Genomic DNA, 25,429 nt, shown 5'->3' on the forward strand with positions numbered 1-25,429 from the left:
GGGTCAGGCGTTCGCGAGGCGGTAGCGCAGCGAGGCGAGCTCGCTGGTCAGCGCGGCCGGCAGACGGTCGCCGAAGGTCGCGAAGAACTCCTCGGTGGCGTCGGCCTCCCGGCTCCACGACTCCGGGTCGACGCTGAACAGCTCGGCCAGATCCTCCTCGGTCACCTGCGCGCCCTCGAGGTTCAGGTCCTCGATCTTCGGCAGACGACCGATCGGGCTGTCGACCGCGTCGACCTCGCCCTCGATGCGACGGATGATCCAGTCGATGACGCGGGCGTTGTCGCCGAAGCCGGGCCACAGGAACCGGCCGTCGGCGCCGCGGCGGAACCAGTTGACCTGGAAGATCCGCGGAGCCTTGTCGAAGCGGACCGCGCGGCCCATCTTCAGCCAGTGCGCGAAGTAGTCGCCCATGTTGTACCCGCAGAACGGGAGCATCGCGAACGGGTCGCGGCGCAGCTCGCCGACCGTGCCCTCGGCCGCGGCCGTGCGCTCGGACGAGATGGTCGCGCCGAGGAACACGCCGTGGCTCCAGTCCGTTGCCTCGACGACGAGCGGGACGTTGGTGGCGCGGCGGCCGCCGAACAGGATCACATCGAGCGGCACGCCCTCCGGGTCCTCCCAGTCCTCCGCGATCTGCGGGCACTGCGCGGCCGACACGGTGAAGCGGGAGTTCGGGTGCGCCGCCGGGCGGCCGGAGTCCGGCGTCCACGGGTTGCCCTCCCAGTCGATGAGGTGCGCGGGCGCCTCATCGGTCAGGCCCTCCCACCACACGTCGCCGTCCGGGCGCAGCGCCACGTTCGTAAAGATGGTGTTGCCCCAGAGCGTCTCCACCGCGGTGACGTTCGTGGACTCGCCGGTGCCGGGCGCCACCCCGAAGAAGCCGGCCTCGGGGTTGATCGCGCGCATGCGTCCGTCCGCACCCGGACGGATCCAGGTGATGTCGTCGCCGAGCGTCTCGACCTTCCAGCCCGGGATGGTCGGGCGCAGCATGGCGAGGTTGGTCTTGCCGCAGGCCGACGGGAACGCCGCGGCCACGTGGTAGGCCTTGCCCTCGGGCGAGATCACGCGGATGAGCAGCATGTGCTCGGCCATCCATCCCTCGTCGCGGGCGAGCACCGAGGCGATGCGCAGCGCGAAGCACTTCTTGGCGAGGATGGCGTTGCCGCCGTAACCGGATCCGTAGGACCACACCTCGAGCGTCTCGGGGAAGTGCACGATCCACTTGTCGTCGTTGCACGGCCACGTGGTGTCCGCCTCGCCGGGCGCCAGCGGCGCGCCGACCGAGTGCACGGTGCGCACCCACGGGGCGCCTTCCGCGATCTCCCGCGCGACGGCCGTGCCGACCCGGGTCATGATGCCGATCGAGACGACCGCGTAGGCGCTGTCGGTGATCTGCACGCCGATCTGCGAGATGGGGCCGCCCACGGGTCCCATCGAGAACGGCACGACGTACATCGTGCGTCCGCGCATGGATCCCTCGAAGAGGTCGGTCATCTTCGCGTGCATCTCGGCGGGGTCCGCCCAGTTGTTCGTGGGACCGGCGTCGATCTCCTTCTCCGAGGCGATGAAGGTGCGCGCCTCGGTCCGGGCGACGTCGCTGGGGTGCGAGCGGGCGAGGTAGGACCCCGGCCGCCACTCCGGGTTGAGCTTGATGAGCTTGCCCTCCTCGACGAGCTCATGCAGCAGGGCGTCGTTCTCGGCGACGGATCCGTCGACCCAGTGCACGCGGTCGGGCTGGGTCAGGGCGCGGATCTCCTCGACCCACGCGGTGAGCGCGGCGAAGGCCGGCGTGTCGTACTCGGGGGCCGCACCGTACTCGCGCACGGGTGCGAGGGGGGAGGTCCGCGGGGTGGACGTCTCGGCGATAGCCATTGGTCTGCTCCTTAAAGAGTGGGGCGATACAGCCATTCTGCGCGGCTGAACGCCACTCTTCCGGCGATATCCTGATGCAAGAAGTGAAATTCTTTCGCTAGGATCAAAAGCATGGCTTCAGGACTCGAGCTCACCACCCTCGGACATCGCATCAGACACCATCGCACCCGCAGCGGCATGACGCTGGACGAGCTCGGCGCCGCCGTCGGAGTCGCCGGATCGCAGCTCAGCCTCATCGAGAACGGCAAGCGCGAGCCGAAGCTCTCCCTGCTGCAGGCGATCGCCGACGCGACCGGCACCGAGGTGAGCGACCTGATCTCCGGCGAGCCGCCGAACCGGCGCGCGGCCTTGGAGATCGAGCTCGAGCGCGCTCAGTCGAGCTCGGTGTTCCGCCAGCTCGGCATCGCGCCGGTGCGGGTGACGAAGGGCATGCCCGACGAGACGATCGAGTCGATCCTGGGCCTGCACCGCGAACTGCACCGCCGCGAGCGCGAGGCGATCGCCACTCCGGAGGAGGCACGCCGCGCGAACACCGAGCTGCGCCTGAAGATGCGCGCGCTCGACAACCACCTGCCCGAGATCGAGGCGCTCGCGGAGAAGCAGCTGAAGGCGGCGGGGCACACGACCGGGGCGCTCACGCACCGCACCGTGAGCATCATGGCGGAGCAGCTCGGCTTCGAGCTGATCTACGTCGACGACCTGCCGCACTCCACCCGCTCGGTCACCGATCTCGAGCACGGCCGGATCTACCTGCCGCCCGCCTCGATCCCCGGCGGGCACGGCCTGCGCTCCATGGCGCTGCAGGCGATGGCGCACCGGCTCCTCGGGCACACCCCGCCCACGGACTACGCCGACTTCCTGCAGCAGCGCCTGGAGATCAACTACTACGCGGCGTGCTGCCTCATCCCCGAGACCGCGGGTGTCGCGTTCCTGCAGCAGGCGAAGAAGGACCGCAACCTCGCCGTCGAGGACTTCCGCGACGCGTTCGGCGTGACCCACGAGGCGGCCGGCATGCGCATGACCAACCTCATGACCACGCACCTCGACATGCGCCTGCACTTCCTGCGGGTCGACGAGTCGGGCGCGCTCACCCGCGTGTACGAGAACGACGACCTGCCGCTGCCGATGGACGTCACCGGATCCGTCGAGGGCCTCACGGTGTGCCGCAAGTTCTCGGCTCGTGCCGCGTTCAGCCAGCGCAACCGCACCACCGAGCATTACCAGTACACCGACACTCCGTCGGGCACGTTCTGGTGCTCGACCCAGACCGGATCCACCGATGGCGGCGGCTTCTCGATCACCGTCGGCGTGCCCTTCGACGACGCCCGCTGGTGGCGCGGCCGCGAGACCACGGACCGTGCGCAGTCCACCTGCCCCGACGAGGCGTGCTGCCGCCGTCCCCCGGCCGCGATCGCGGAGCGATGGAGCAGCAAGGCGTGGCCGAGCGCGCGCGTGCACACGCACATGTTCTCGCCGCTCCCCCGCGGCGCGTTCCCGGGCGTGGACGACAACGAGGTGTACGCGTTCCTCGACCGCCACGCCGGGCAGTAGCGTTCCCACCGGTCGCTGAGCTTGTCGAAGCGCCCGACCGCGACACGGTCCCTTCGACGGGCTCAGGGACCGGCGCGGTCTCAGTGCGCGGACACGAAGTCGGCGTAGCGGCGCATCGCCGCGGCGACGGCGGCGGGATCCGCGCCGGGCTCGGTGCCGAAGAGCTCCGGCACGGGGTCGTCGCGGTGCCGGCCCACGGCGGCGGAGTGCGTCCAGGCGCCCACGATGCGGCCCCCGGCGAGCAGACTCGCTCGCACCATGCCGTTCTTGCCCGGGCCGATGAGCGCCATGCTCTCGGGTGACGCCACGGGCGTGCGGTCGGCGTAGGAGATGTAGTACTCGTCGAACATCGGCAGGGCCAGCACGCCCGCGTCGTCGGCTCCTGCCGCACGACGCGGGCGTGCCCCGCCGACGAACACGCCTTCGGCCTGCTCTGCGACGCGCGCCCGCCCGCGCTCCGCGGCCTCGCGCGCCGCCATGATCGGCAGGCCGGCCCACCACGCGAAGTCGTCCACGGTGGCCGGGCCGTGCCCATCGACGTAGCGGACGAAGAGCTCCGCGAGCGGATCCGCGGGCGGCAGGGTCTCAGGGATCCAGTCCTCCGCCAGCACGAACAGCTGCTCCCGGGAGACGGCGTCGTCGCGATGCACCACCGGGCCCTGTACGAGCACGCCGCGCACGTTGAGCGCGTAGATCAGGTGCACGCCGCGCTGCCCCGAAGGGTCGACGCCGATGCCCGCGAGATCGTCGAACAGCTGCGCCCGGGTGCGGCCGCCGTCGGCGAGCCTCTCCCGGAACGTCTTCTCGACGCGGGCGATGAGTGCCCCGTCGATCCCGAGCTGGCGGTGGCGCGCGGCGGCCTGGCGGAACTGCCGTTCCCCGGTCACCGACAGCACCCAGCGCACGTCCTCGGCCGGGACGATGTGCAGCGTGCCCCGCATGGTGTGCGTGCGGACCAGCTCGCCGCGGTCGAACGCCGCGTCGGCGGCCGCAAGCGTGGGCGTCCCCGCGGAGCGGATGCCCAGGGCCCACCGCCCGCCCAGGAACTCCTGCGCCTGCACCGCGAGCATGTGCCGGGCGGCGGCCACGGGGGTGCGGGCGGGGGCGGTGAGCCGGTGCGAGCGCAGCCGCTCGCGCAGGAGTGCCGTCATGGCTCCATGATGCCGTGAGGCGCCGACATGCGGTCCCCGCATCGCCCCGGAACCGGCGGGATCCGATGAGTTCCCTATGACCGCGCTCAAGGGGGCCGATTCTTGGACTTCTCTGTCAGGACGGCGCCGACGATGGTGCCATGGCAACGCTCAGCACCCTCGCCCCGGCACCTCGCCCGCTCAGCGCGCCGGCGCGCCGGCTGCGGCCGACCCTGTGGCGGCTGTGCGCGGTGACTCTGATCTGGGCGACCAGCCTGTTCGTGCTCGCACTGTGGGTGAGCGGCGCCGGGATCCAGTCGCTGCTGGCCTTCGACGGCGACACGCTCACCACGCTGGGACGCCTGACCGGTCTGGTCTCGGCGAACCTGCTGCTGTACCAGGTGCTGCTCATGGCGCGCGTGCCCGTGTTCGAGCACGGGTTCGGGCGGGACGGCGTCACGCGCCTCCACCGCCTCGTCGGGTTCTGGTCGTTCTGGCTGCTGATGGCGCACCTGGTGCTCATCACGGCCGGATATGCGGTCACCTCACACACCGACGTGCTCGTGCAGGCATGGGACTTCGTGTGGGACTACCCGGGCATGCTGCTGGCGACCGCCGGCACGGCGCTGCTGATCCTCGTCGTCGTGACCTCGATCCGCCGCGCCCGCCGCCGGCTGCGGTACGAGTCCTGGCACCTGCTGCATCTTTACGGCTACCTGGGCGTGGGACTGGCGATCCCGCACATGCTGTGGACCGGCGCCGACTTCACCGCCTCCGCGGGCGCGACCATGTACTGGTGGGGACTGTGGGCCGTCACCGCCGCGTGCGTGCTGTGGTTCCGCGTGGCCGTGCCGCTGATCCGCAGCGCGCGTCATGGCCTGCGGGTGGTCGCGGTCTCCCGTGACGGTCAGGACGGCGTGTCCGTCCGCGTCGCCGGGCGCGACGTGCACCGGCTGCGCGCCCGGGCCGGGCAGTTCTTCATCTGGCGCTTCCTGGACGGACCGGGTTGGACGCGCGGGCACCCGTTCTCGCTCGCCGCGGATCCCTCGGGCAGCGAGCTGGTCATCTCCGCGCGCCGGGTCGGCGACGGCACGGATCGCCTCGCCGAGCTCCGCCCCGGCACCCGGGTCATGGTCGAGGGCCCCTACGGGCACATGACCGGCGAGCGCAGGAGCGGATCCCGGCTGCTCATGCTCGGCGCAGGGGCCGGCGTCGCGCCGCTCGTCGCCCTTCTGGAATCCGAGCCCTACGCGCCGGGCGAGGCGATCCTCGTGACCCGCGACCACTCCGCGGGGCACGGCCTGCGCCGCGCGGAGATCGACCGCCTCGTGCTGGCCCGCGGGGTCGTGCACTACACGCTGCACGGCCGCCGCGCCGCGAGCGGCACGAGCTGGGTCCCCGCGACTCATGCGCAGTGGGACGGTGCCCGGCTGCTGCAGCGCATCGCCGGGGATCTGTCCGCGTACGACGTGTACCTGTGCGGACCGATCCCGTGGATGCAGAGCATCCGCCGCGACCTCCGCCGGGCGGGCGTCGACGCCTCCCGCATCCACAGCGAGGCCTTCGCCGTCTGAGCGACCGAGCGGCCCGACCCGACCAGGAGAGAGCATCATGAAGAAGATCGTCTACGGCATCCTCGCCACCATCACGGGCCTGGTGCTGCTGTTCAGCTACCGCACCTCTCTGGAAGCCGTGGCGCCCGCAGCGAGCGCCGCCACGACCAGGAACACGGCCGGCAGCACATCGACCGGCTCCGCAGCGGGATCGACGTCGAGCGGATCGTCGGGATCAGGATCCACGGGATCCGGATCCACGGGATCCGGATCCACGACGTCCGGATCCGCTTCCGGGACGACGACCTCGACGGGGCTCAAGGACGGCACGTTCACGGGCCAGGCGGCCGACACCCGCTACGGCGCCGTGCAGGTCGCGATCACGGTCTCCGGCGGGCGGATCACCGATGTGACGGTGCCGCAGTATCCGAACACGGAGCGCCGTGACGAGGAGATCAACGCGCAGGCGCTCCCGATCCTCATCGACGAGACGAAGAGCGCGCAGTCCGCCCAGATCGACATGGTGTCCGGCGCCACCTTCACCTCCGACGGCTACACCCAGTCGCTGCAGAGCGCGATCGACCAGGCGAAGGCATGAGCGTCCCCGCCGCGGCGTCCGGCAGCCGTTCCGGCACGCCCACTCCCGCACGTCCCGCCGCCCCGCACCGGCAGGTGCGCACCGCAGAACTCATGGGCACGGTGGCGAGTGTGCACGTGCTCACCGTCGACCGCTCCCCCGCGCCCGCACTCGCAGTCCGGATCTCCGCGGCGCAGGATGCCGCGATCGCCCAGCTGCACGAGATCGATGCGCTGTTCTCGCCGTTCCGCCCGGACTCCCAGATCTCGCTGCTGCGCGCCGGCGAGCTGCGCGCAGGCGACGCCGACCCGCGCATCGCAGAGGTCGCGGAGGCGTGCGCACGGCTCGCCGAGGCCAGCGGCGGCCGCTTCGACGCGCACCGGCAGGGATGGTTCGACCCGACCGGCTACGTCAAGGGGTGGGCCGTCGAACGCGCCGCCGTGCGGCACCTCGCGCCGCTGCTCTCGGAGCCGGGGGTGGTCGCCGTGGCGCTCTCCGCGGGCGGGGACATGCAGCTGCTCACCGCGGCGGACGCCGACTGGACGTGGAGCATCGGCATCGCGGACCCCGACCGCGCCGGCGAGCTGCGCGCGCGGATACCCTTGCGCGAGGGCGCGGTCGCGACGTCCGGGCCTTCCGAGCGCGGTGCGCACATCGTCGATCCGCGCACGGGCGCCGCCGTGGCGGACGCCCCTACCGCGACGGTGATCGCGGACCGGCTGAGCGACGCCGACGCCTGGGCGACCGTCGCCGTGGTCGCCGGGTTCGACGACCTGACCTGGCTGCGCGCGGCGCCCGACTGCTCGGGGGTGCTGATCGCGCCCGACGGCCGGATCCGCCGCTGGACGCACGGTGTCGAGGTCGTCGCCGCCGAGGATCCGGATCCGCGCGCTCCTCGGTGAGCGCGGGACCCGACGGGCGGCCGCCGTCAGTGCGCGCCCGGCGCGACGGGGAGCCGCAGCAGGAACGTCGTGCCCTCCGCAGAGGAGCGCTCCACGGCGACCGAGCCGCCGTAGCGGGTCGCCATGTCGCGGACCAGCGCGAGCCCCAGGCCGAACCCCCGGCGCCGCCCGGTCTCCGGTCCGCGGGCGAAGCGGGTGAAGATGCGCTCGCGCTCCGCCTCCGGCACGCCGGGGCCGCGGTCGGCGACGCGCAGCTCCGCGCTGCCGTGTCCCGCACCGTGGCCGGGGACGAGCGACAGGTCCACGGCGGTGCCGACCGGCGCATGCTGCACGGCGTTGTCGAGGAGCGCCGTGCAGAGCCGGGTCAGGGTCACCGCGGGTACGGCGACCGCGATGCCCGCGGCGAGCTCCGCCCGCAGCTCCACGCCCGCGCTCTCGGCGATCGGGCGGACCAGCTCGAGCGCCGCGCGCGCCGCGTCGGCCGCGTCCGAGGTCGCCGTCTCCACAGGGCCCTGGTCGGCCTGGGCGGCGAGCAACAGCTCCGTGAGAATCGCATCCATGGCGGCGGTGTCTCCGCGCAGGCGCTCCAGCGCGTCCTCGATGTCCTCGCCGCGCGCCACACGGCGCTGCAGGATCTGCACGCGGCTCGAGAGCGCCGTCAGCGGTGTGCGCAGCTCGTGGCTCGCGTCGGCCACGAAGTCGCGCTGCGCACGCAGCGCCGTCTCCAGCGGCGCCACCGCGCGCCGGGCCGTCAACCACGCGATGACCCCGAGCAGCGCGACGCCGATCGCGCCCAGCACGATCACCCAGGGCAGCACCCGGTCGACGTCCACGACGATGTGGTCCGGGTTCCCCCCGAGCGCCCCGGCGCGGAACCGGTCCGGCCGGCCACCGTCATCGTCCTGCGGGCGCGATGTCGAGAGGATCACGGCGACGAGGATCCCGACGCCCGCCGCCATGACGATCGCCGAGGCGACGCCGGTCCACACGCCGATCTGACGCGCGGACCGGCGCACGCGCTCGCGATCGGCCGATGCGCTCATGCCGGATTCCCCGCGCGATAGCCGCGCCCGCGCACGGTGTCGATCATCTCCGGCGTGGTCTTGCGCCGGATGTAGTGCACGTAGGTGTCGACCGTGCCGATCCCGTCGGCCGAGGTGAACACGCCGCGGAGGATCTCCTCGCGGCGGAACACGCGCTCCGGGCTCGCGGACAGGAACTCGAGGAACGCGGATTCGGTCGCCGTGAGCGAGACCCGCGCTCCGGTCGGCGAATGCAGCACCCAGGAGTCCGGGATGAAGGTCCACTCGCCGATCGACCGCCGCCGCCCCTGCGCCTCGAAGCCCCGCCGCAGGGCGCGCAGGCGCGCCAGGAGCTCGTCGAAGTCGAACGGCTTCGTGAGGTAGTCGTTCGCCCCCGCGTCCAGTCCCTCGACCCGGTCCGGAACCGCGCCGAGCGCCGTCAGCATGAGCACCGGCGTGGTGATCCGCGCCGTGCGGACCGCCTCGACGAGACTCGCCCCGTCCAGACCCGGAAGCCGCCGATCCACGAGCATCACGTCGTAGCGCTCGTCCAGTGCGCGGCGCAGCGCGACCTGCCCGTCGGTGACGTGATCGACGGCGTAGGACTCGCCGAGCACCTCGAGGGTCATCTCGGCGATGTCGGCGTCGTCCTCCACATAGAGCAGCCGCGGCCGGGGATCGATCATGCGGGCCTCCTGTCCCCAGGATCACACCACACGGACTCCAAGACGAGACCCAGGAAGCGCCCCCGCGCGCGTCAGCCCTGCAGCGTCACCTCGCGGCGCACCGGCAGCACCACCGGGTGCGAGCCCGCCATGACCTCCAGCACGCGGATGACCTGGCTGGAGTAGCCGAACTCGTTGTCGTACCAGACGTAGAGGATCACGTCGGTGCCGTTCGCGATGGTCGCGAGCCCGTCGACGATGCCGGCACGGTGGGATCCGACGAAGTCGGTGGAGACGACCTCGGGCGATTCCACGTAGTCGATCTGCTGGCGCAGCTTGGAGTGCAGCGACACGCGGCGCAGGTAGTCGTTGATTTCGGCCTTCTCGGCGGGACGCTCGAGCGTCAGGTGCAGCACCGCGAGGGAGACGTCGGGAGTGGGCACGCGGATCGCGGATCCGGTGAGCTTGCCCGCGAGCTCCGGCAGGGCGCGGGCGACGGCCTTCGCCGCGCCGGTCTCGGTGATCACCATGTTCAGCACGGCGGAGCGGCCGCGGCGGTCGCCGGAGTGGAAGTTGTCGATGAGGTTCTGGTCGTTGGTGAACGAGTGCACCGTCTCGACGTGGCCGCGGACGATGCCGTACGCCTCGTCGACGGCCTTGAGAACCGGCGTGATCGCGTTGGTCGTGCAGGAGGCGGCGGACAGGATCCGGTCGCCGTCCTCGATCGTGTCGTGGTTGATCCCGTGCACGATGTTCTTCAGGTCGCCCTTGCCGGGGGCGGTGAGCAGCACGCGCGCGACGCCGGTGGACTCGAGGTGGCGGCTCAGGCCCGCCTCGTCGCGCCAGCGCCCGGTGTTGTCCACCACGATCGCGTCGTGGATGCCGTAGGCGGTGTAGTCGATCGTCGCGGGGTCGTTCGAGTAGATGACCTGGATCCGGGTGCCGTTCGCGATGATCTGCGAGTTCTCCTCGTCGACGTCGACGGAACCCTCGAAGCGGCCGTGCACCGAGTCGCGCAGCAGCAGAGATGCGCGCTTGACGAGGTCGTTCTCCGCGCCCTTGCGCACCACGATCGCGCGCAGCCGCAGACCGCTGCCGCCGCCGGTGTGCGCGATGAGGATGCGCGCCAGGAGGCGCCCGATGCGGCCGAAGCCGTACAGCACCACGTCCGTGGGCTCGGCAGGTGCCGCCTCACCGAGGGCCGGGGCGAGCTCGACCCGCAGGCGCTCGACGAGCCCCGCAGGGCCGTCCTGCACGTGCTCCGCGAGCCGGCCCAGGTCGAGCGAGGAAGCCGAGGGCTCCAGCTCCCGCAGCGCCTCGAGCACCGCGAGCGTGTCCTCGAGCGCGAGCTCGTCGTGCCCGAGGGCGGCGACGCGCTCGTGCACCTCGAGGATCTCGGTCGTGCCCAGGCCGAGCAGGCGATGCCCGTGCAGCGACGTCACCACGTCGCGATCGCGGTTCAGTCCGCCGATCAGCGGGATCATCCGCTCGGCGAGTTCTTCTCTGGCCTTCCAGTCGTCGCGGCGCGCGGCGAAGTCGTTCATCGGGGTCCTTGCACACAGTTGCGCCACGGATGCGTGGCGTGGGAATCGGGAGGGGCGGATCCGCCCTCATCCAGGCTAGGCGCGGTCCGCGACGCGACCCGGCCGTTCCGGGGTGCAAGAAACACCGTTCTTGACGCTGCGCTCAAGGCGAGCGGCGACATTCATCGCCGCCGGCATGCAAGATCGTCGGTGATCCGGCGTCGAGCGGATCCGGCGCCGCCGTCAGCCGCGGTCAGCCCAGGGCAGCGATCGCGTCCCGGAGCACCCCGCCCGAGGCCTCCAGCGCGGGGGCGGCGATCTCGGCGGAGGCGCCGGTGAAGAGCATCAGCAGCGCGAGCTTGACGGACCCGCCGGCCTCGGCGAGTGCACGGACGGCATCGTCCTGCGCGGCGCCGGTGAGCTGGATGAGGGTGCGCACGGAACGAGCGCGCAGCTTCTCGTTCGTGGCCTGCAGATCCACCATCACGCCGCGGTAGGTCTTGCCGAGGCGGATCATCGACAGCGTCGAGAGCATGTTGACGACGAGCTTCTGCGCCGTGCCGGCCTTGAGCCGGGTGGATCCGGTCACGAACTCGGGCCCCACCACGACCTCGATCGGCACGTCGGCCGCGGCGCCGATCGCGGAGCCGGCGTTCGCGGCGATCGCGACCGTGAGCGCGCCGACCTCGCGGGCGTAGGCGAGACCGCCGAGCACGTACGGCGTGCGCCCCGAGGCGGAGATCCCGACGACCGTGTCGTTCTCGGTCAGGCCGAGGGCGCGCAGGGACTCCGCCGCCGCGCGATCGTCGTCCTCGGCGTTCTCCACGGCGTCGCGGATCGCGGCGTCGCCGCCGGCGATGAGGCCGACGACCATGCCCGGGTCGGTGCCGAACGTGGGCGGGCACTCCGAGGCGTCGAGCACGCCGACCCGGCCCGCCGTGCCCGCCCCGATGTAGATGAGCCGGCCACCGCGGCGGAAGCGCTCCGTGATGCCGTCGACCGCCTGCGCGATCCGCTCGGCCTGGGCGGCGACCGCTTCCGGCACGCGCCGGTCCTCGGCGTTCATCGCGCGCACGAGCTCCATGGTCGACAGCAGGTCGAGGTCGCCGCGGGCGGTGTCCGCCTGCTCGGTGGCGAGCCCGGACAGTTCGCCGATCAGCGCGGCCAGGCGCGCGTCCTCGGCCGCGGCATCCTCCGCGGGCGTGTTCTCATCCGGCACGGTGCACGAACCTTTCGTGGAGAGGGGCGCGCCCCTCGGCGATCATGGCGGCGCCGTCGAGGGCGTCGCCGCGGGCGGGGACCGCCTCGAGCCCCCGAGTCTCCAGCGCGGACGAGACCGCACCGCGGAAGCCGTCGTGCGAGGTCAGGCCGCCGTGCAGAGCGACGACGGCGGATCCTCCGGAGGCGGCGAGCGCGGTCTCGGCGAGGAGCCGCGCCGCCTCGTCCCGGATGCCGAGGGCGGCTGCGTCGCCGTGGTCGGCCGCCGCGAGCACGGCGGGGGCGAACGTGGCGAGGAGCCGGGCCGGCGCCGCCGCAGCGCCCACCCAGGCGATCGGCGAGGTGCCGTCGCCGATGAGGGCGCCCAGCTCGTCGGACAGCACGGTCGCAGGGCCGAGCCCGTCGCGGGCGCGGAGCACCGCCCGCACGCCCTCGCGGCCGACCCACGAGCCGCTGCCGAGGTCGCCGAGGTCGGGGCCCCAGCCGTCGACGCTGCGGTGCGCGTCCGCGGTGATGCCGAGGGCGACCGCGCCCGTCCCGGCGATGAGCAGGACGCCCGCCTCGCCGCCGAGCGCGCCGGCGTGCGCGGTCACCACGTCGGACGTGACGGCGACCGGTGCACCGCGGTCGTCCGCGAGCGCGCGGGCGAGGGCGTCCGCCTCGGCCTCCGCGTACAGGGCGCCGGCCGCGCCGACGCCGATCCGCTCCGGACGCACGTCGGCGAGCAGCGGCAGGATCGCCTCGAGGGCGAGGGCGACACCGTCGCGTGCGGCGAGGCCCGGCGCTCCGCCGCCCTCGCGGCGGACGGCGGCGCCGTCGACCGTCAGGCGGGCCCGGCACAGCGACTTGCCGAGGTCGATCGCGGCCGTGCCGGAAGAGGTCATGCACAAAATGTACGGGATCCGAACGATCTGGAGAAGCCGCCGGGCCGCGCGGTCGGCGCGGTCACCGCACGAGCAGCATGGCGGCCATGACGACGAGCGAGAGCGCCATCGCCGCGCCCTCCGTCTCGAGCAGGATCCAACCCTGTGAGCGCCGTCGGCCCGTCGCCACGGCCACTCCCCCGTGCCGCACCCGGGCGATGACCATGAGGCCGAGCAGTGCGGCCGCGGCGAGCACGGCGACCACGGTCATGGGCACGAGGGCTCCGTGCGCGGAGTGACCCGCCACCGGAACGGCCGAGCCGGCCGCAGCGCCGCGGGCGCCGAGCAGAGCGAGCGCGCATACCGCCATCACAACGCAGCCGAGCGCCCGGTGGAAGCACGCGTCGGCGTGTACGCGGCCGCGGATGCCGACGACGCCGAGCATGGCCGAGCCGATCCCGCACGCCGTGACGAGGAGCAGCACCCCCGGGTCTCCGGTCGCGACGCACAGCACGATCATGCCCAGCGCCATGACGACGGCGCTCTGCCGCGCCTGCCATGGCACGGCGCCCGGGGCGACCCGCCCGGCGAGGAGGCAGCAGACGGCGGCCGTGATGGCGGATCCGGCCATCAGCAGCATCACCGCCGCATGGAGCATGCTCGCAACTTTATTGATCGGCTGCTCAAAATCAATACCCCGGGGAGGGATCGGATTCGCGCCGTCCGGCGGAGTCTGCGCGAGGATGGACCCATGCCCCGAGTCGTCGACCATGATGCGCGCCGGCGCGACATCGCCGCAGCGCTCCTCGCCGTGGCCGCGCGCGACGGCCACGAGGGCGTGAACTCGCGGGCCGTCGCGCGAGAGCTCGGCGTCGCCGTGGGGTCGCTGTGGCACTACTTCGACGGTTTCGACGACGTCATCCGCGCGGCCGCCGCCGAAGTGACGCGGCGCACCGAGGAGCGCATCCGCGCCGCGACCGAAGGATTGCGGGGGGTCGCGCGCCTCGACGCCATCATGCGCGAGGTGCTCCCGGTCGATGCGACCACGCGCACGGAGGCGCACATCGTCGTGGGCTTCTGGGGCCGTCTCGCCTCACTCGCCCCGGCCGAGGACGCCTCGGCGGCGACCCTGCCGCTCTGGCGCACGGAGACCGCGGAGGCGCTCGCCCAGGCCGTCGAGGACGGCGAACTCCGCCCGGACGCCCCGCTGGACGACCTGCTCGCGCTCCTGCGCGCGATCACCTACGGACAGCAGATCGTCGAGGTCGCCGAACCCGCCGACGCCGCCGCGCACCTGCGCGTGCTGACCGCGATCCTGGATCCCTGGCGCGCCTGAGCTGGCCCGTTGCGCACGCCCGCATCCGGGCGTACCATCGTCGCAACCCGTTTCTTGAGCATTCGCTCAACTAAACCGCAGAGGTCGACGATGCCCCACCCCGCTCCGCAGCCGCTCACGCTCGAGAAGATCCCGACGCCGCATCCGCTGGATCCGCTCACCGGATCCGAGATCGCCGCCGCCCGCGCGATCCTCGAGTCAGCGGGTCTCCTCGGCGAGACCGTGCGCGTGCCGATGCTGCTGCCCGACGAGCCCACCAGGGCAGAGCTGGCGGCCTGGGCTCCTGGCATGCCGATCGACCGCCGCGTCGACGCCACCCTGCTCGACACCGCGACCGGCGTCGCCACCGAGGTCGTGGTGTCGATCACGCGCGGGGAGGTGCTGCGCGCCGAGCGGGTGCCGAACGACGCACCGCCCTACGGCCAGCCGCAGTACCTGTTCGAGGAGTACGAGCGGGCCGAGGCGATCGCGAAGGCCTCCCCCGAGTGGCGCGCCGCGATGGAGCGCCGCGGGCTCGCCGAGCACATCGACCTCGCGTTCTGCTCGCCGCTCGCCCCGGGCTTCACCGGCCGCGCCGACGAGGTCGGTCGCCGGGTCATCCGCTCGCTCACGTTCCTGCGCTACGACGAGCTCGACTCGCCGTGGGCGCACCCGGTCGAGGGTCTCATCGTGCACATCGACCTCACCGCGGACAGCGTGATCCGGGTCGAGGACATCGGCGACGTGCCGGTGCCGGCGGGGCACGGCAACTACTACCCCGAGGTGCAGGGCGAGGCCCGCACGAGCCTCAAGCCGATCGAGATCGTCCAGCCCGAGGGCCCCAGCTTCACGGTCTCCGGATCCCTCGTCGAGTGGGAGAACTGGTCGATGCGGGTGAGCTTCAACGCCCGCGAGGGCCTCGTGCTGCACGAGGTGCGCTTCGACGGGCGTCCCGTCCTGAACCGCGCGAGCGTGCCCGAGATGGTCGTGCCGTACGGCGACACCGCGCCGGGACGCTTCTGGATCAGCTACTTCGACGCCGGCGAGTACCTGCTCGGCAAGAACGCCAACCACCTGGCGCTCGGCTGCGACTGCCTCGGCGTGATCCGCTACCTCGACGGATACGTCGCCGACGACCGGGGCCATCCGGTGCGGATCCCCAACGTCATCTGCATGCACGAGGAGGACACCGGGATCCTCTGGAAGCACACGAACCTCGAGGGCCGCAACGACGTGCGCCGCGCCCGCCGCTTCGTCGTGTCGTACTTCTCCACGATCGGCAACTACGACTACGGCTTCTACTGGAACTTCGGCCTCGACGGCACCATCGAGGTGATCGCGAAGGCCACAGGCATCGTGTTCGTCGGCGCCGGGGAACCGGGCGTGCCGCAGCGGCACGCCACGGAGCTCGCTCCGGGCGTCTTCGCACCGGTGCACCAGCACCTCTTCTGCGCGCGGCTCGACGTCGCCGTCGACGGGGCCGACAACCGCCTGGTCGAGGTCGACGCGCAGCGCGTGCCGATGGGTCCGGAGAACCCGTTCGGAAACGCGTTCAGCTGGACGGAGACCCCGCTCGCCTCCGAGTCCGCCGCACAGCGCGAGGCCGACACCTCGGTCGCCCGCGTGTGGGAGGTGCAGAGCGCCTCGCGCACGAACGCGGTGGGGCGGCCGACGGCCTACCAGCTCGTGCCGCAGCCGACCGCGCTGCTCATGGCCGACCCCGCCTCCTCGGTCGCCGCCCGCGCCGCCTTCGCCACGAAGCACCTCTGGGCGACCGCGCACCGTGAGGGCGAGTACTGGCCCGCGGGGCGCTACCCGAACGCGCACCAGGGCGGCGCCGGACTGCCCGCGTACACCGCGGGTGACGCCCCGCTGGACGGCCCCGACGGCGCCGACCTCGTGCTCTGGCACACGTTCGGACTCACGCACTTCCCGCGCCCCGAGGACTGGCCGATCATGCCCGTAGACACCGCGGGCTTCGCGTTCCGCCCCTACGGCTTCCTCGACCAGAACCCCGGCATGGACGTCCCCGAGTCGTCGCAGGCGCACGCCGTGTCCGGCACCTCGACGGGATCCTGCTGCGGCGGCGGAGACGCCTGCACCTGCGGGCACTGAGCCGCGCCGTAAGCCCGCGCCCTTCGTCTCGTCGCTGCGCTGCTCGCTCAGGGACCGGTCCCCGGTTCTTGAGCGAGCGCAGCGAGACGAAGGAGGTCAGACCGCCCTGGCGACGAATCCTCCGGATCCGGCGAGCGCGTCGGCGGTCGTGACGATGGTGTCCCGCAGAGCCGCGGCGGCGCGCGTCGGTGCCATGTCGGCGCGGTGCGCGAGGCTGACGGTGCGCGTGAGCCTCGGCGCGGCCAGGGGCACCGCGCGCAGGCTGGGCCGCTCGAGCGCGACCATCGCCGGGACGACGGCGACGCCGACACCGCGCTCCACGAACCGCAGCACCGTGTCCATCTCGGGGCCCTCCACGACGACCTCCGGTACCAGTCCCGCGGCGACGAAGGCGGCGTCCGTCGCGGCGCGCAGCTCGTAGCTGCGCGGAAACGCGATCAGTGGCAGGTCCGCCACAGCCGCGAGCGCGATCTCGTGCCCGTGACTCACCGGCGACTGCTCCGCCGACGAGATCACGACGAGATCCTCCTCCAGCAGCGGGATGCGGCTGAGGCTCACCGGAGAGCCTGCGGCGGCATCCGACGACGCCAGCAGCGCGAGATCCAGCACACCCTCGGCGAGCGCGGCGACGAGTCCGCGCGAGCCCCGCTCGGTCAGCTCCAGCTCGATGCCGGGATGCGCCTGGCGGAAGGCGCCGACGACCTCCGGCACGATGCTGGCGCACAGCGACGGCGGCGCCCCCAGGCGCACTCTGCCGCGGCGCAGCCCGGCGATCTCAGCCATCTCCCGGCGCACGGAGGCGGCGTCGGCGAGCATCCGGCGCGCGTAGGGCAGCAGCACCTCCCCCGCCGCCGTCAGCGAGATGTGCCCGCGAGCGCGATGGAAGAGCTCCGATCCGAACTCGCGCTCCAGCGTCGAGATCTGCCGGCTCAGCGAGGGCTGCGCGAGATGCAGCTCCTCCGCGGCGCGCGTGAAGTTGCCGAGGCGGGCGATCTCGACGAAACCGCGGAGCTGCTCGAGGTTCATGGCCATAGCCTAGACGCATTCTGTCCAGCTGTATTATGCATTGGAGGAATCATGCGCGGATTCCTAGCGTGGAGGGCATGACACAGAACCTCTCCCCCGAACGCCTCGTCGCCACGTCGGTGCTCGTGATCGGCACCGGCGGATCCGGCCTGCGCGCGGCCATCGAGGTCGCCGAGCAGGGCGTCGACGTGCTGGCCGTCGGCAAGCGGCCTCGCCACGACGCGCACACCTCCCTCGCCGCGGGCGGCATCAACGCCGCGCTCGGCACGATGGATCCCGAGGACTCCTGGCAGCAGCATGCGGCCGACACCATCAAGGAGAGCTACTTCCTCGCCGACCCGCGCACGGTGGAGATCGTGACGCGCGGCGCCGAGGAGGGGATCCGCGACCTCGAGCGCTACGGCATGGGCTTCGCCCGCGAGGACGACGGCCGCATCTCGCAGCGCTTCTTCGGCGCGCACACGTTCCGCCGCACCGCGTTCGCGGGCGACTACACCGGGCTGGAGATCCAGCGCGCGCTCGTGGACCGGGCGGAGCGCCTGGACATCCCGATCCTCGACACCGTCTACATCACGCGCCTGCTCGTGGACGAGGTGGCCGACGCGGACGGCACCGTTGCGCCCAGGGTCTTCGGCGCCTACGGCTTCGACCTGCTCGACGGCACCCGCTACCTCATCCACGCCGACGCCGTGATCCTCGCCGCCGGCGGACACAACCGGATCTGGCGGCGCACCTCGTCGCGGCGCGACGAGAACACCGGCGACTCGTTCCGGCTCGCGGTCGAGGCGGGCGGCCGCATCCGCGACCCCGAGCTCGTGCAGTTCCACCCCTCGGGCATCCTCCAGCCGGAGAGCGAGGCGGGCACGCTGGTCTCCGAGGCGGCGCGCGGCGAGGGCGGCATCCTGCGCAACGCGCTCGGCGAGCGCTTCATGCAGCGCTACGACCCCGAGCGGATGGAGCTGTCCACCCGCGACCGCGTCGCGCTGGCCGCGTACACCGAGATCGCCGAGGGGCGCGGCACGCCGAACGGCGGCGTGTGGCTCGACGTCTCGCACCTGCCCCGGGAGACGATCATGACCCGGCTGCCGCGCGTCTACCAGGCGATGCTCGAGCTGCAGATGCTCGACATCACGAAGGATCCGATCGAGATCGCCCCGACCGCGCACTACTCGATGGGCGGCGTGTGGGTGCGCCCCGAGGACCACCGCACCGACGTGGACGGGCTGTACGCGATCGGCGAGGCCTCATCGGGCCTGCACGGCGCGAACCGGCTCGGCGGCAACTCGCTCATCGAACTGCTCGTGTTCGGCCGGATCACCGGACGCGCGGCCGTCGCGCACGCCCAGGGCCTCGACGCGCAGCGCCGTTCTGCAGAGGCCGTGCGGCGGGCGCGGGCCGAGGTCGACGACCTCCTCGCGGCCGACGGGCCGGAGAACGTGCGCGCCCTGCAGCGTGCGATCCGCGACACGATGACCGCGCACGCCGGCGTCGTTCGGGACGATGAGGGCCTGCTCGCCGGGCTGCGCGAGCTCGACGCGATCGAGGAGCGCATGACGCGGATCGGGATCCATCCCGACATCGCCGGATTCCAGGACCTCGCGCACGCCTTCGACCTGCGCTCCTCGGCGCTGGCCGCAAGGGCGACCCTCGAGGCCGCCCTGGAGCGGCGGGAGACGCGCGGCTGCCACAACCGCAGCGACTTCCCCGACCTCGATCCGGCGCTGCAGGTGAACCTGGTCTGGTCGCCGTCGACCGGGGTGGTGCGCGAGGAGATCCCGCCGGTCCCCGCCGAGATCGCCGCGCTCATCCGCGATGTCGACACGGCCGGCAAGCTCGTCGAATAGGAGCGCCCGCGGGTGTGACCGCGGGCCCGGCGGCGGACTGCTCACCCGCCGCCGGGCCCGCAGTGGTAGAGTGCGGCAACGGATCGTATACAAAGTCGTCGATCCACCCCTTCATCCTCCCGAGGTGATCAGCCGTGGCAGCAGTTCCCGTCGCTCCCGCAGACTCCGTCTCCACGCTCGTCGCGCGCAGCATCAGCGAGTTCCGTGCAGCCGTCTCCGATTCGTTCGTGCCGCTGCAGGTGAGCCGCGACGGATCCGATCCGTTCCGCGGCATGATCCGAGGCGCCGCCGTCGACGAGGTCCATGTCACCGACCTGCGCGCGTCACGGCACGTGGTGGAGCGCACGCCCGAGCTCATCGCACGCGGCGACCGCTCGTACTTCAAGGTGAGCCTGATGCTCGCCGGCACCGGTCTGCTGATCCAGGACGAGCGTGAGGCCGTGCTCAGCCCCGGAGACCTCGCCGTGTACGACACGGACCGCCCCTACTCGCTGGTGTTCGACGAGGACTTCCGCACCATGGTCGTGATGTTCCCGAAGCACCTGCTGAGCCTGCCGCCGGAGATGGTCGGGCAGCTCACCGCTGTGCGGATCTCCGGCCAGGAAGGCCTGGGCGGCATGGTCGTGCCCTATCTGCGCCAGCTGGCCACGAACCTCGATCAGCTCGCCGGCGCCACCGGGGCGCGCCTGGCGCACAGCGCGCTCGACCTGGTCTCCACCGTGTTCACGCGCGAACTCGGACTCGACGAGGCCGCCGCCGATCCGCACCGCGCGCTCGTGCAGCGCATCCGCGGTCACATCGACCGCAACCTCGCGTCGACGGACCTCGGCCCGGCATCGATCGCGGCGGCGCACTTCATCTCGGTGCGGCACCTGCACGGCCTGTTCCAGGAGCAGGGCACGACGGTGTCGACCTGGATCCGCACCCGCCGCCTGGAGCAGTGCCGGCGCGATCTGCTCGATCCGGTGCTCGCCGACCGTCCGGTCGCCGCGATCGCCGCCCGCTGGGGGTTCGTCGATGCCGCGCACTTCAGCCGCGCGTTCAAGACCGCCTACGGCGTCTCCCCCAGCGAGTACCGGGCGACGCACTGAGCAGCGGACGCCTCAGTCGTCGAGCTCGATGTCGACGACCTCGATCTCGATGAACCCGCCGACGACGCGCGTGCGGAACGTGCGCAGCATGAGAGCCGGATCCGTGAGGCACTCGCCGGTGCCGAGGTCGTAGACCTCCTTGTGCAGCGGGGAGGCGACGGTCGGCCGGTCGCCACGGGAGCCGACGATGCCGCGCGCCATGACGGGTGCGCCGTCCGCGGCGGGATCGGTGTGCTCGACCGCGTACACCTCTCTCGGCGAGATCAGGAACAGCGCGATCTGCCGCATGCGGATCAGCACGGCCTCGCCCCAGGTGGGCTCGAGGTCGTCGACGCGGCAGGCGCGCTCCCACACGGTGCGCGGAGCGGCGGGGCGAGGAAGAGTCTGCGTGATCGTCATGCCGCGACAGTAGGCGCGGGATGTTTCGGGAACCGTCGCCGCACATGACGGCCGTGTGAAAGCCGTCTCACACGATCGCGCCACCGCTGTGCGAACGGTGTCATCCCCCGGTTACACGAGCGAAACGGGAGGGAAACGGCCCGCTCATACGCTCGGGATCCATCGACACGGAGGAGGGCAGGCATGACGACCCGACACACGCTGATCGCCGGAGGCGGTCCCGCGGCGCACCGTCTCGTCGAGGCGCTGCTCTCCCGCTTCGCCGATGAGCCGAGCGTCGCGCACCGCATCACCGTCCTCACCGAGGAGCCCCACCTGCCGTACGACCGCGTGCAGCTGAGCAAGCGCCTCGCGGACGGCGCGGTGGATCTCACGCTCGAGCCCGCCTCGTGCTGGGAGGAGCCCGCCGTCGCGCTGCGCGTCGGTGAGGCGGCGGTCGCGATCGATCGCGCCGCGAAGACCGTCACCACCTCGGGCGGCGACGTCATCGGCTACGACGACCTCGTGCTCGCCACCGGCTCCTCCGCACCCGTGCCGGACATCCCCGGCGCACCCGCCGCCCGCGTGTACCGCACGATCGCCGACGTCGACGCCCTCGTCGCGGAGATCGCCGCCCTGCGCGCGACGCTCGGACGCGCCCCGCGCGTCGCCGTGGCCGGCGGCGGCCTGCTCGGGCTGGAGGCCGCCGGCGGCGTCGCCGCGCTCGGGGCGGACGCGGTCATCATCCACTCCGGCGGATGGCTGATGTCCGCCCAGCTGGACGAGGGCGGAGGGCAGGCGCTCAGCCGTCTCATCGCGGCGCGCGGGATCGACCTGCATCTCGGCACCCGCCCGCAGCGGATCCTCCTCGACGAGGACGGCCGGCCGACCGCGGTGCGCTGCACCGATGGGCGCACGGTCCCGGCAGACATCGTCGTGTTCGCGATCGGCATCCGGGCCCGCGACGAGCTGGCGCGCGAGGCCGGGATCGACACCGCCGAGCGCGGCGGGGTGGTCGTGGACGAGGCGTGCCGCAGCTCGGACCCCTCGGTGTGGGCGATCGGCGAGGTCGCCGCGATCGACGGCCGCACGGTCGGCCTGGTGGCGCCCGCGAACGCGATGGCCGAGACCGTGGCCGACCGCCTGCTCGGCGGCGACGCGACCTTCACCACGATCGACGATGCGACCAAGCTCAAGCTGTCCGGCGTCGACGTGGCGAGCTTCGGCGACGCCCTGGCCAAGGAGCCCGGAGCGCTGGAGATCGTGTACGCGGATCCGGCCCGCGGGCTGTACCAGAAGCTCGTCGTGAGCGATGACGCGAAGACCCTGCTCGGCGGCGTGTTCGTCGGGGATGCCGCGCCGTACGCCGGACTGCGTCCGCTGCTCGGCCGTGCGCTGGACGCGGAACCCGCGGCCTACCTCTCCGCCGCCGGCGCCGAGCCGCCGGCGGGAGGCGCCCTGCCCGACGACGCGTTCGTGTGCTCCTGCAACAACGTGACCGCGGGCGCCGTGCGCGAGGCCGTGGGCGGCGGCTGCCACGACCTCGGCGAGCTGAAGGCGTGCACCCGCGCGGGCACGCAGTGCGGATCCTGCGTGCCGCTCGTGAAGAAGCTGCTCGAGGCGGAGCTGACCGCCGCCGGTGCGACGGTGTCGCGCGCGCTCTGCGAGCACTTCGACCTGTCCCGGCAGGAGCTCTTCGAATCGATCCGGGTGCTCGGCCTGACCAGCTGGGACGGCACCGTCACCCGCCTCGGCCGCGGGCTCGGCTGCGACATCTGCAAGCCGGTGGTCGCCTCGATCCTGGCGAGCCAGCATGGGCAGTATCTGCTCGACGACGGCCGCGGCCCGCTGCAGGACACGAACGACCGCGCACTCGCGAACATGCAGAAGGACGGCACGTACTCGGTGGTCCCGCGGATCCCCGGTGGCGAGATCACGCCCGACAGGCTCGCCGTGATCGCTCGGGTCGCGCAGGACTTCGGGCTGTACACGAAGATCACCGGCGGGCAGCGCATCGACATGTTCGGCGCCCGCCTGGAGCAGCTGCCGGAGATCTGGCGCGAGCTCGTGGACGCGGGTTTCGAGTCGGGCCAGGCCTACGGCAAGTCGCTGCGGAACGTGAAGAGCTGCGTGGGATCGACGTGGTGCCGCTACGGCGTGCAGGACTCGGTCGGCATGGCGGTGGCGCTGGAGCTGCGGTACCGCGGCCTGCGCAGCCCGCACAAGCTGAAGTTCGGCGTCTCGGGCTGCGCCCGCGAGTGCGCGGAGGCGCGCGGCAAGGACGTGGGCGTGATCGCGACCGACAAGGGGTGGAACCTGTACATCGGCGGCAACGGCGGCTTCCAGCCCGCGCACGCCCAGCTGCTGGCGTCCGACCTCGACGACGAGACCCTGGTGCGCTACATCGACCGCTACCTGATGTACTACATCCGCACCGCGGACCGCCTGCAGCGCACGGCTCGCTGGATCGAGGAGCTCGAGGACGGGCTCGACCATGTCCGCGACGTCGTCGTGCACGACTCGCTCGGCCTCGCCGAGGAGCTCGAGGCGGCGATGGCCAAGCACGTCGACACCTACGAGGACGAGTGGGCCGCGACACTGCGCGACCCCGAGCGACTGCGCCGGTTCCGCTCGTTCGTGAATGCTCCCGGCGAAGCGGATCCGTCGATCGCGCGGGTCGAGGAGCGCGGCCAGCTGCGGCCTGCGACGCCCGAGGAGCGGGCATCCGGCGTGGTGCCGATCGCGGGCACGCGCATCCCGGTGCGGACGCCGGACCCGTCGGAGCAGCGCGTGCCGGCGCTCACCGCGGAGGAGCGGTCATGACCGCGCGGCGCGGCAGCGTCGTGCTCGTCGGCGGCGGCCCCGGGGATCCCGAGCTGCTGACCGTGGGCGCCGTGCGCGCGCTGGCGGCGGCGGACGTCGTGCTCTACGACCGGCTCGCGCCCTACGACCTGCTCGATGAGCTCGCGCCCGGCGCCGAGCTCATCGACGTGGGCAAGCGCCCCGGGCACCACCCGATCGCGCAGGAGGAGATCGAGCGGATCCTCGTGGAGCGCGCGCTGGGCGGCGCCCGCGTGGTGCGCTTCAAGGGCGGCGACCCGTTCGTGTTCGGCCGGGGCGGCGAGGAGGTCGAGGCGTGCCGGCGCGCCGGGGTTCCCGTGCGGGTGATCCCGGGCGTGACGAGCGCCGTCGCGGTTCCCGCCGCGTCGGGCGTCCCCGTCACGCACCGCGGCATCTCCCGGATGTTCACCGTGGTGTCGGGGCACGCGCCGCTCTCGGCGGCGGAGCTCGAGCACCTCGCGCAGCTCGGCGGCACCATCGTGGTGCTCATGGGCGTGACGAACCTGCCGTCGATCGCCGCAGGACTGCTGCGCAGCGGGATGAACGCACGCACCGGCGTCGCCATCATCGAACGCGGCTGCTCGGCTGCGCAGCGGACCACCATCGCGGACCTCGCCGACATCCGCGCCGTCGCCGAGCGCGCCGGCGTCGCCTCGCCCGCCGTGATCGTGATCGGCGAGGTCGTGCGGCTCGCGCAGCAGGGCGACGCCGCCGCGGCCGCCATGCTCGCCGATGTCGGCTCGACCGGCGGAGCGCCCTGATGCACGAATCCGTCGACCCCTGCCCGCCGGCGCTCGTGACCGGCTTCGGCCCGGACCAGCTGGCCGGCTTCCGGATCGGCGTCACGAGCGACCGTCGCTCGGCCGACCTCATCGACGCGTTCGAACGGCGCGGCGCGACGGTGCTGCACGCGCCGACCGTGCACATGCGGCACGCGGAGGACGACGCGCCGGTCATCGCGGACACGCAGCGCGTCATCGCGGAGCAGCCGGACGTGCTGCTGGCCACGACCAGCTACGGCATGCGGCGCTGGTTCGAGGTGGCGGATGCCGCGGGGCTCGGTGAGTCGCTGCAGCGCACGCTCGCCGCCTCGGCGATCCTCGTGCGCGGGCCGAAGGCGCGCGGCGCCGTCCGCGCCGCCGGACTCGACGACCGCGGCATGAGCGACGAGGAGACCACGGCATCGCTCGTGAGCCTGACCATCGCCGAGTTCGCCGCGGGCGCGACCGTCGCGGTGCAGCTGCACGGCCAGCGCGACGAGGTGCAGCTGCGCCGGCTGCGCGACGCCGGCATGCGCGTGGTCACCGTGGCGCCCTACGCCTGGTCGACCGCGGGGGACGACGACGATCGCGTCACCCGGCTGGTCGACGCGATCGCCGCACGCCAGCTGGACTGCGTGACGTTCACCAGCGCCCCCGCGGTGGAGGGCCTGTTCCTCGCGGCGCTCGCCCGCGGCCGCCACGACCAGGTCGTCGAGGCGCTGCGCCAGGGCGTGGTCGCGGCCAGCGTGGGCCCGGTGACGTCGGCACCGCTGCAGCGGGCGGGGATCCCGGCGCTGCAGCCGGACCGGTTCCGCATGGGCGCGCTCATCCGACTCGTGTGCGAGCATCTGGAGGAGCGCGCGACCCTGCGCGTGCGCACGCGGCACGGCGAGGTGCAGCTGCGCGGCAGTGTCGCGGTGGTCGACGGCGCGCCGGTGCGGTTGACGCCGAACTCGCTGACGCTGTTCCGCGCCCTCGTGACCGCGAACGGGGCGGTCGTGTCTCGGCGCGCCCTGGCGAGCGCGCTGGACGGCGACGAGCACACCATGGAGGTCTCGCTCAGCCGGCTGCGGCAGAGCCTCGCCGCGCCCGGCCTCGTGGCGACCGTGGTCAAGCGCGGGTACCGGCTCGACGTCTGAGAACGCGGGGGCGCCCTTCCCCGCGGCGTCGAGCCGGCCGTCA

General features: G+C 72.7%; 21 protein-coding genes. 11 read left to right on the forward strand and 10 right to left on the reverse strand.

Annotated features, from left to right (window positions below; genetic code table 11):
- Positions 1-3 precede the first annotated feature (3 nt).
- On the reverse strand, positions 4-1,872 hold the full coding sequence (locus AERO9AM_RS13545; RefSeq protein ID WP_201298642.1) for a phosphoenolpyruvate carboxykinase (GTP): 1,869 nt from the start codon (positions 1,870-1,872) through the stop codon (positions 4-6).
- 111 nt (positions 1,873-1,983) lie between these two features.
- Here AERO9AM_RS13545 and AERO9AM_RS13550 point away from each other — a divergent pair, with 111 nt between their 5' ends.
- A complete protein-coding gene (locus AERO9AM_RS13550) occupies positions 1,984-3,423 on the forward strand; it encodes a helix-turn-helix domain-containing protein (protein WP_159576615.1) in 1,440 nt (479 codons plus the stop codon).
- A gap of 80 nt (positions 3,424-3,503) precedes the next feature.
- Here the strand turns inward: AERO9AM_RS13550 and AERO9AM_RS13555 are convergent, their stop codons facing one another.
- A complete protein-coding gene (locus AERO9AM_RS13555) occupies positions 3,504-4,574 on the reverse strand; it encodes a winged helix DNA-binding domain-containing protein (RefSeq protein WP_159576616.1) in 1,071 nt (356 codons plus the stop codon).
- 140 nt (positions 4,575-4,714) lie between these two features.
- On the opposite strand from AERO9AM_RS13555, the gene AERO9AM_RS13560 reads away from it, so the two are divergent.
- The 3 genes from AERO9AM_RS13560 to AERO9AM_RS13570 are packed head-to-tail and all read left to right on the forward strand — an operon-like array spanning position 4,715 to position 7,585.
- Positions 4,715-6,127 (forward strand): ferredoxin reductase family protein, encoded by a 1,413-nt coding sequence (locus tag AERO9AM_RS13560; protein WP_159576617.1) that lies wholly within the window; start codon positions 4,715-4,717, stop codon positions 6,125-6,127.
- 37 nt (positions 6,128-6,164) lie between these two features.
- Positions 6,165-6,704, forward strand: a complete 540-nt coding sequence (locus AERO9AM_RS13565; protein ID WP_159576618.1) for an FMN-binding protein — start codon at positions 6,165-6,167, stop codon at positions 6,702-6,704.
- On the forward strand, positions 6,701-7,585 hold the full coding sequence (locus AERO9AM_RS13570) for an FAD:protein FMN transferase (RefSeq protein WP_201298643.1): 885 nt from the start codon (positions 6,701-6,703) through the stop codon (positions 7,583-7,585). Before AERO9AM_RS13565 ends, AERO9AM_RS13570 begins: the two co-directional genes overlap by 4 nt.
- A gap of 26 nt (positions 7,586-7,611) precedes the next feature.
- Here the strand turns inward: AERO9AM_RS13570 and AERO9AM_RS13575 are convergent, their stop codons facing one another.
- The 6 genes from AERO9AM_RS13575 to AERO9AM_RS13600 form a co-directional block, all read right to left on the reverse strand.
- Positions 7,612-8,628: a sensor histidine kinase gene (locus tag AERO9AM_RS13575; protein ID WP_159576619.1), complete on the reverse strand. Its 1,017-nt coding sequence runs from the start codon at positions 8,626-8,628 to the stop codon at positions 7,612-7,614.
- Positions 8,625-9,293, reverse strand: a complete 669-nt coding sequence (locus AERO9AM_RS13580) for a response regulator transcription factor (RefSeq protein WP_159576620.1) — start codon at positions 9,291-9,293, stop codon at positions 8,625-8,627. Before AERO9AM_RS13580 ends, AERO9AM_RS13575 begins: the two co-directional genes overlap by 4 nt.
- Before the next feature lie 71 nt (positions 9,294-9,364).
- Complete coding sequence (locus tag AERO9AM_RS13585; protein ID WP_159576621.1) at positions 9,365-10,816, reverse strand: glyceraldehyde-3-phosphate dehydrogenase; 1,452 nt, start codon at positions 10,814-10,816, stop codon at positions 9,365-9,367.
- Positions 10,817-11,048: 232 nt separating this feature from the next.
- On the reverse strand, positions 11,049-12,014 hold the full coding sequence (murQ, locus tag AERO9AM_RS13590) for an N-acetylmuramic acid 6-phosphate etherase (protein WP_159576622.1): 966 nt from the start codon (positions 12,012-12,014) through the stop codon (positions 11,049-11,051).
- Positions 12,004-12,897 (reverse strand): N-acetylglucosamine kinase, encoded by an 894-nt coding sequence (locus AERO9AM_RS13595; RefSeq protein ID WP_159576623.1) that lies wholly within the window; start codon positions 12,895-12,897, stop codon positions 12,004-12,006. The genes murQ and AERO9AM_RS13595 overlap by 11 nt, the downstream gene beginning before the upstream one ends.
- A gap of 61 nt (positions 12,898-12,958) precedes the next feature.
- Positions 12,959-13,534, reverse strand: coding sequence for a hypothetical protein (locus AERO9AM_RS13600; protein ID WP_159576624.1), 576 nt, complete (start codon positions 13,532-13,534; stop codon positions 12,959-12,961).
- A 93-nt stretch (positions 13,535-13,627) separates the two neighbouring features.
- Between AERO9AM_RS13600 and AERO9AM_RS13605 the strand changes: the two genes are divergently transcribed.
- Together AERO9AM_RS13605 and AERO9AM_RS13610 are read left to right on the forward strand one after the other, a co-directional pair.
- Positions 13,628-14,212 carry a TetR family transcriptional regulator C-terminal domain-containing protein gene (locus AERO9AM_RS13605; protein ID WP_159576625.1) on the forward strand — a complete coding sequence of 195 codons (585 nt, stop codon included), beginning with the start codon at positions 13,628-13,630 and terminating at the stop codon, positions 14,210-14,212.
- Between the two features lie 90 nt (positions 14,213-14,302).
- Positions 14,303-16,306, forward strand: coding sequence for a primary-amine oxidase (locus AERO9AM_RS13610; RefSeq protein WP_201298644.1), 2,004 nt, complete (start codon positions 14,303-14,305; stop codon positions 16,304-16,306).
- A gap of 96 nt (positions 16,307-16,402) precedes the next feature.
- On the opposite strand, the gene AERO9AM_RS13615 is transcribed toward AERO9AM_RS13610, so the two are convergent.
- A complete protein-coding gene (locus AERO9AM_RS13615; RefSeq protein WP_159576626.1) occupies positions 16,403-17,332 on the reverse strand; it encodes a LysR family transcriptional regulator in 930 nt (309 codons plus the stop codon).
- A 77-nt stretch (positions 17,333-17,409) separates the two neighbouring features.
- Between AERO9AM_RS13615 and AERO9AM_RS13620 the strand changes: the two genes are divergently transcribed.
- Both AERO9AM_RS13620 and AERO9AM_RS13625 read left to right on the forward strand, forming a co-directional pair.
- Positions 17,410-19,176, forward strand: a complete 1,767-nt coding sequence (locus tag AERO9AM_RS13620; protein WP_159576627.1) for an FAD-binding protein — start codon at positions 17,410-17,412, stop codon at positions 19,174-19,176.
- A 134-nt stretch (positions 19,177-19,310) separates the two neighbouring features.
- The gene (locus AERO9AM_RS13625) at positions 19,311-20,267 is read left to right on the forward strand and encodes a helix-turn-helix domain-containing protein (RefSeq protein ID WP_159576628.1); all 957 of its coding nucleotides are present in this window, start codon (positions 19,311-19,313) and stop codon (positions 20,265-20,267) included.
- Between the two features lie 12 nt (positions 20,268-20,279).
- On the opposite strand, the gene nirD is transcribed toward AERO9AM_RS13625, so the two are convergent.
- Complete coding sequence (gene nirD, locus AERO9AM_RS13630; RefSeq protein WP_159576629.1) at positions 20,280-20,666, reverse strand: nitrite reductase small subunit NirD; 387 nt, start codon at positions 20,664-20,666, stop codon at positions 20,280-20,282.
- A 183-nt stretch (positions 20,667-20,849) separates the two neighbouring features.
- Between nirD and nirB the strand changes: the two genes are divergently transcribed.
- Genes nirB through AERO9AM_RS13645 form a run of 3 tightly spaced genes read left to right on the forward strand, consistent with a single transcriptional unit; the run spans position 20,850 to position 25,386 of the window.
- Complete coding sequence (nirB, locus tag AERO9AM_RS13635) at positions 20,850-23,468, forward strand: nitrite reductase large subunit NirB (protein WP_159576630.1); 2,619 nt, start codon at positions 20,850-20,852, stop codon at positions 23,466-23,468.
- Positions 23,465-24,247, forward strand: a complete 783-nt coding sequence (gene cobA / locus AERO9AM_RS13640; RefSeq protein ID WP_159576631.1) for a uroporphyrinogen-III C-methyltransferase — start codon at positions 23,465-23,467, stop codon at positions 24,245-24,247. Before nirB ends, cobA begins: the two co-directional genes overlap by 4 nt.
- The gene (locus AERO9AM_RS13645; RefSeq protein WP_159576632.1) at positions 24,247-25,386 is read left to right on the forward strand and encodes a uroporphyrinogen-III synthase; all 1,140 of its coding nucleotides are present in this window, start codon (positions 24,247-24,249) and stop codon (positions 25,384-25,386) included. Before cobA ends, AERO9AM_RS13645 begins: the two co-directional genes overlap by 1 nt.
- The last annotated feature ends 43 nt before the right edge of the window (positions 25,387-25,429 follow it).

It is taken from the genome of Microbacterium sp. 8M (genome assembly GCF_902506375.1).
GTDB lineage: Bacteria > Actinomycetota > Actinomycetes > Actinomycetales > Microbacteriaceae > Microbacterium.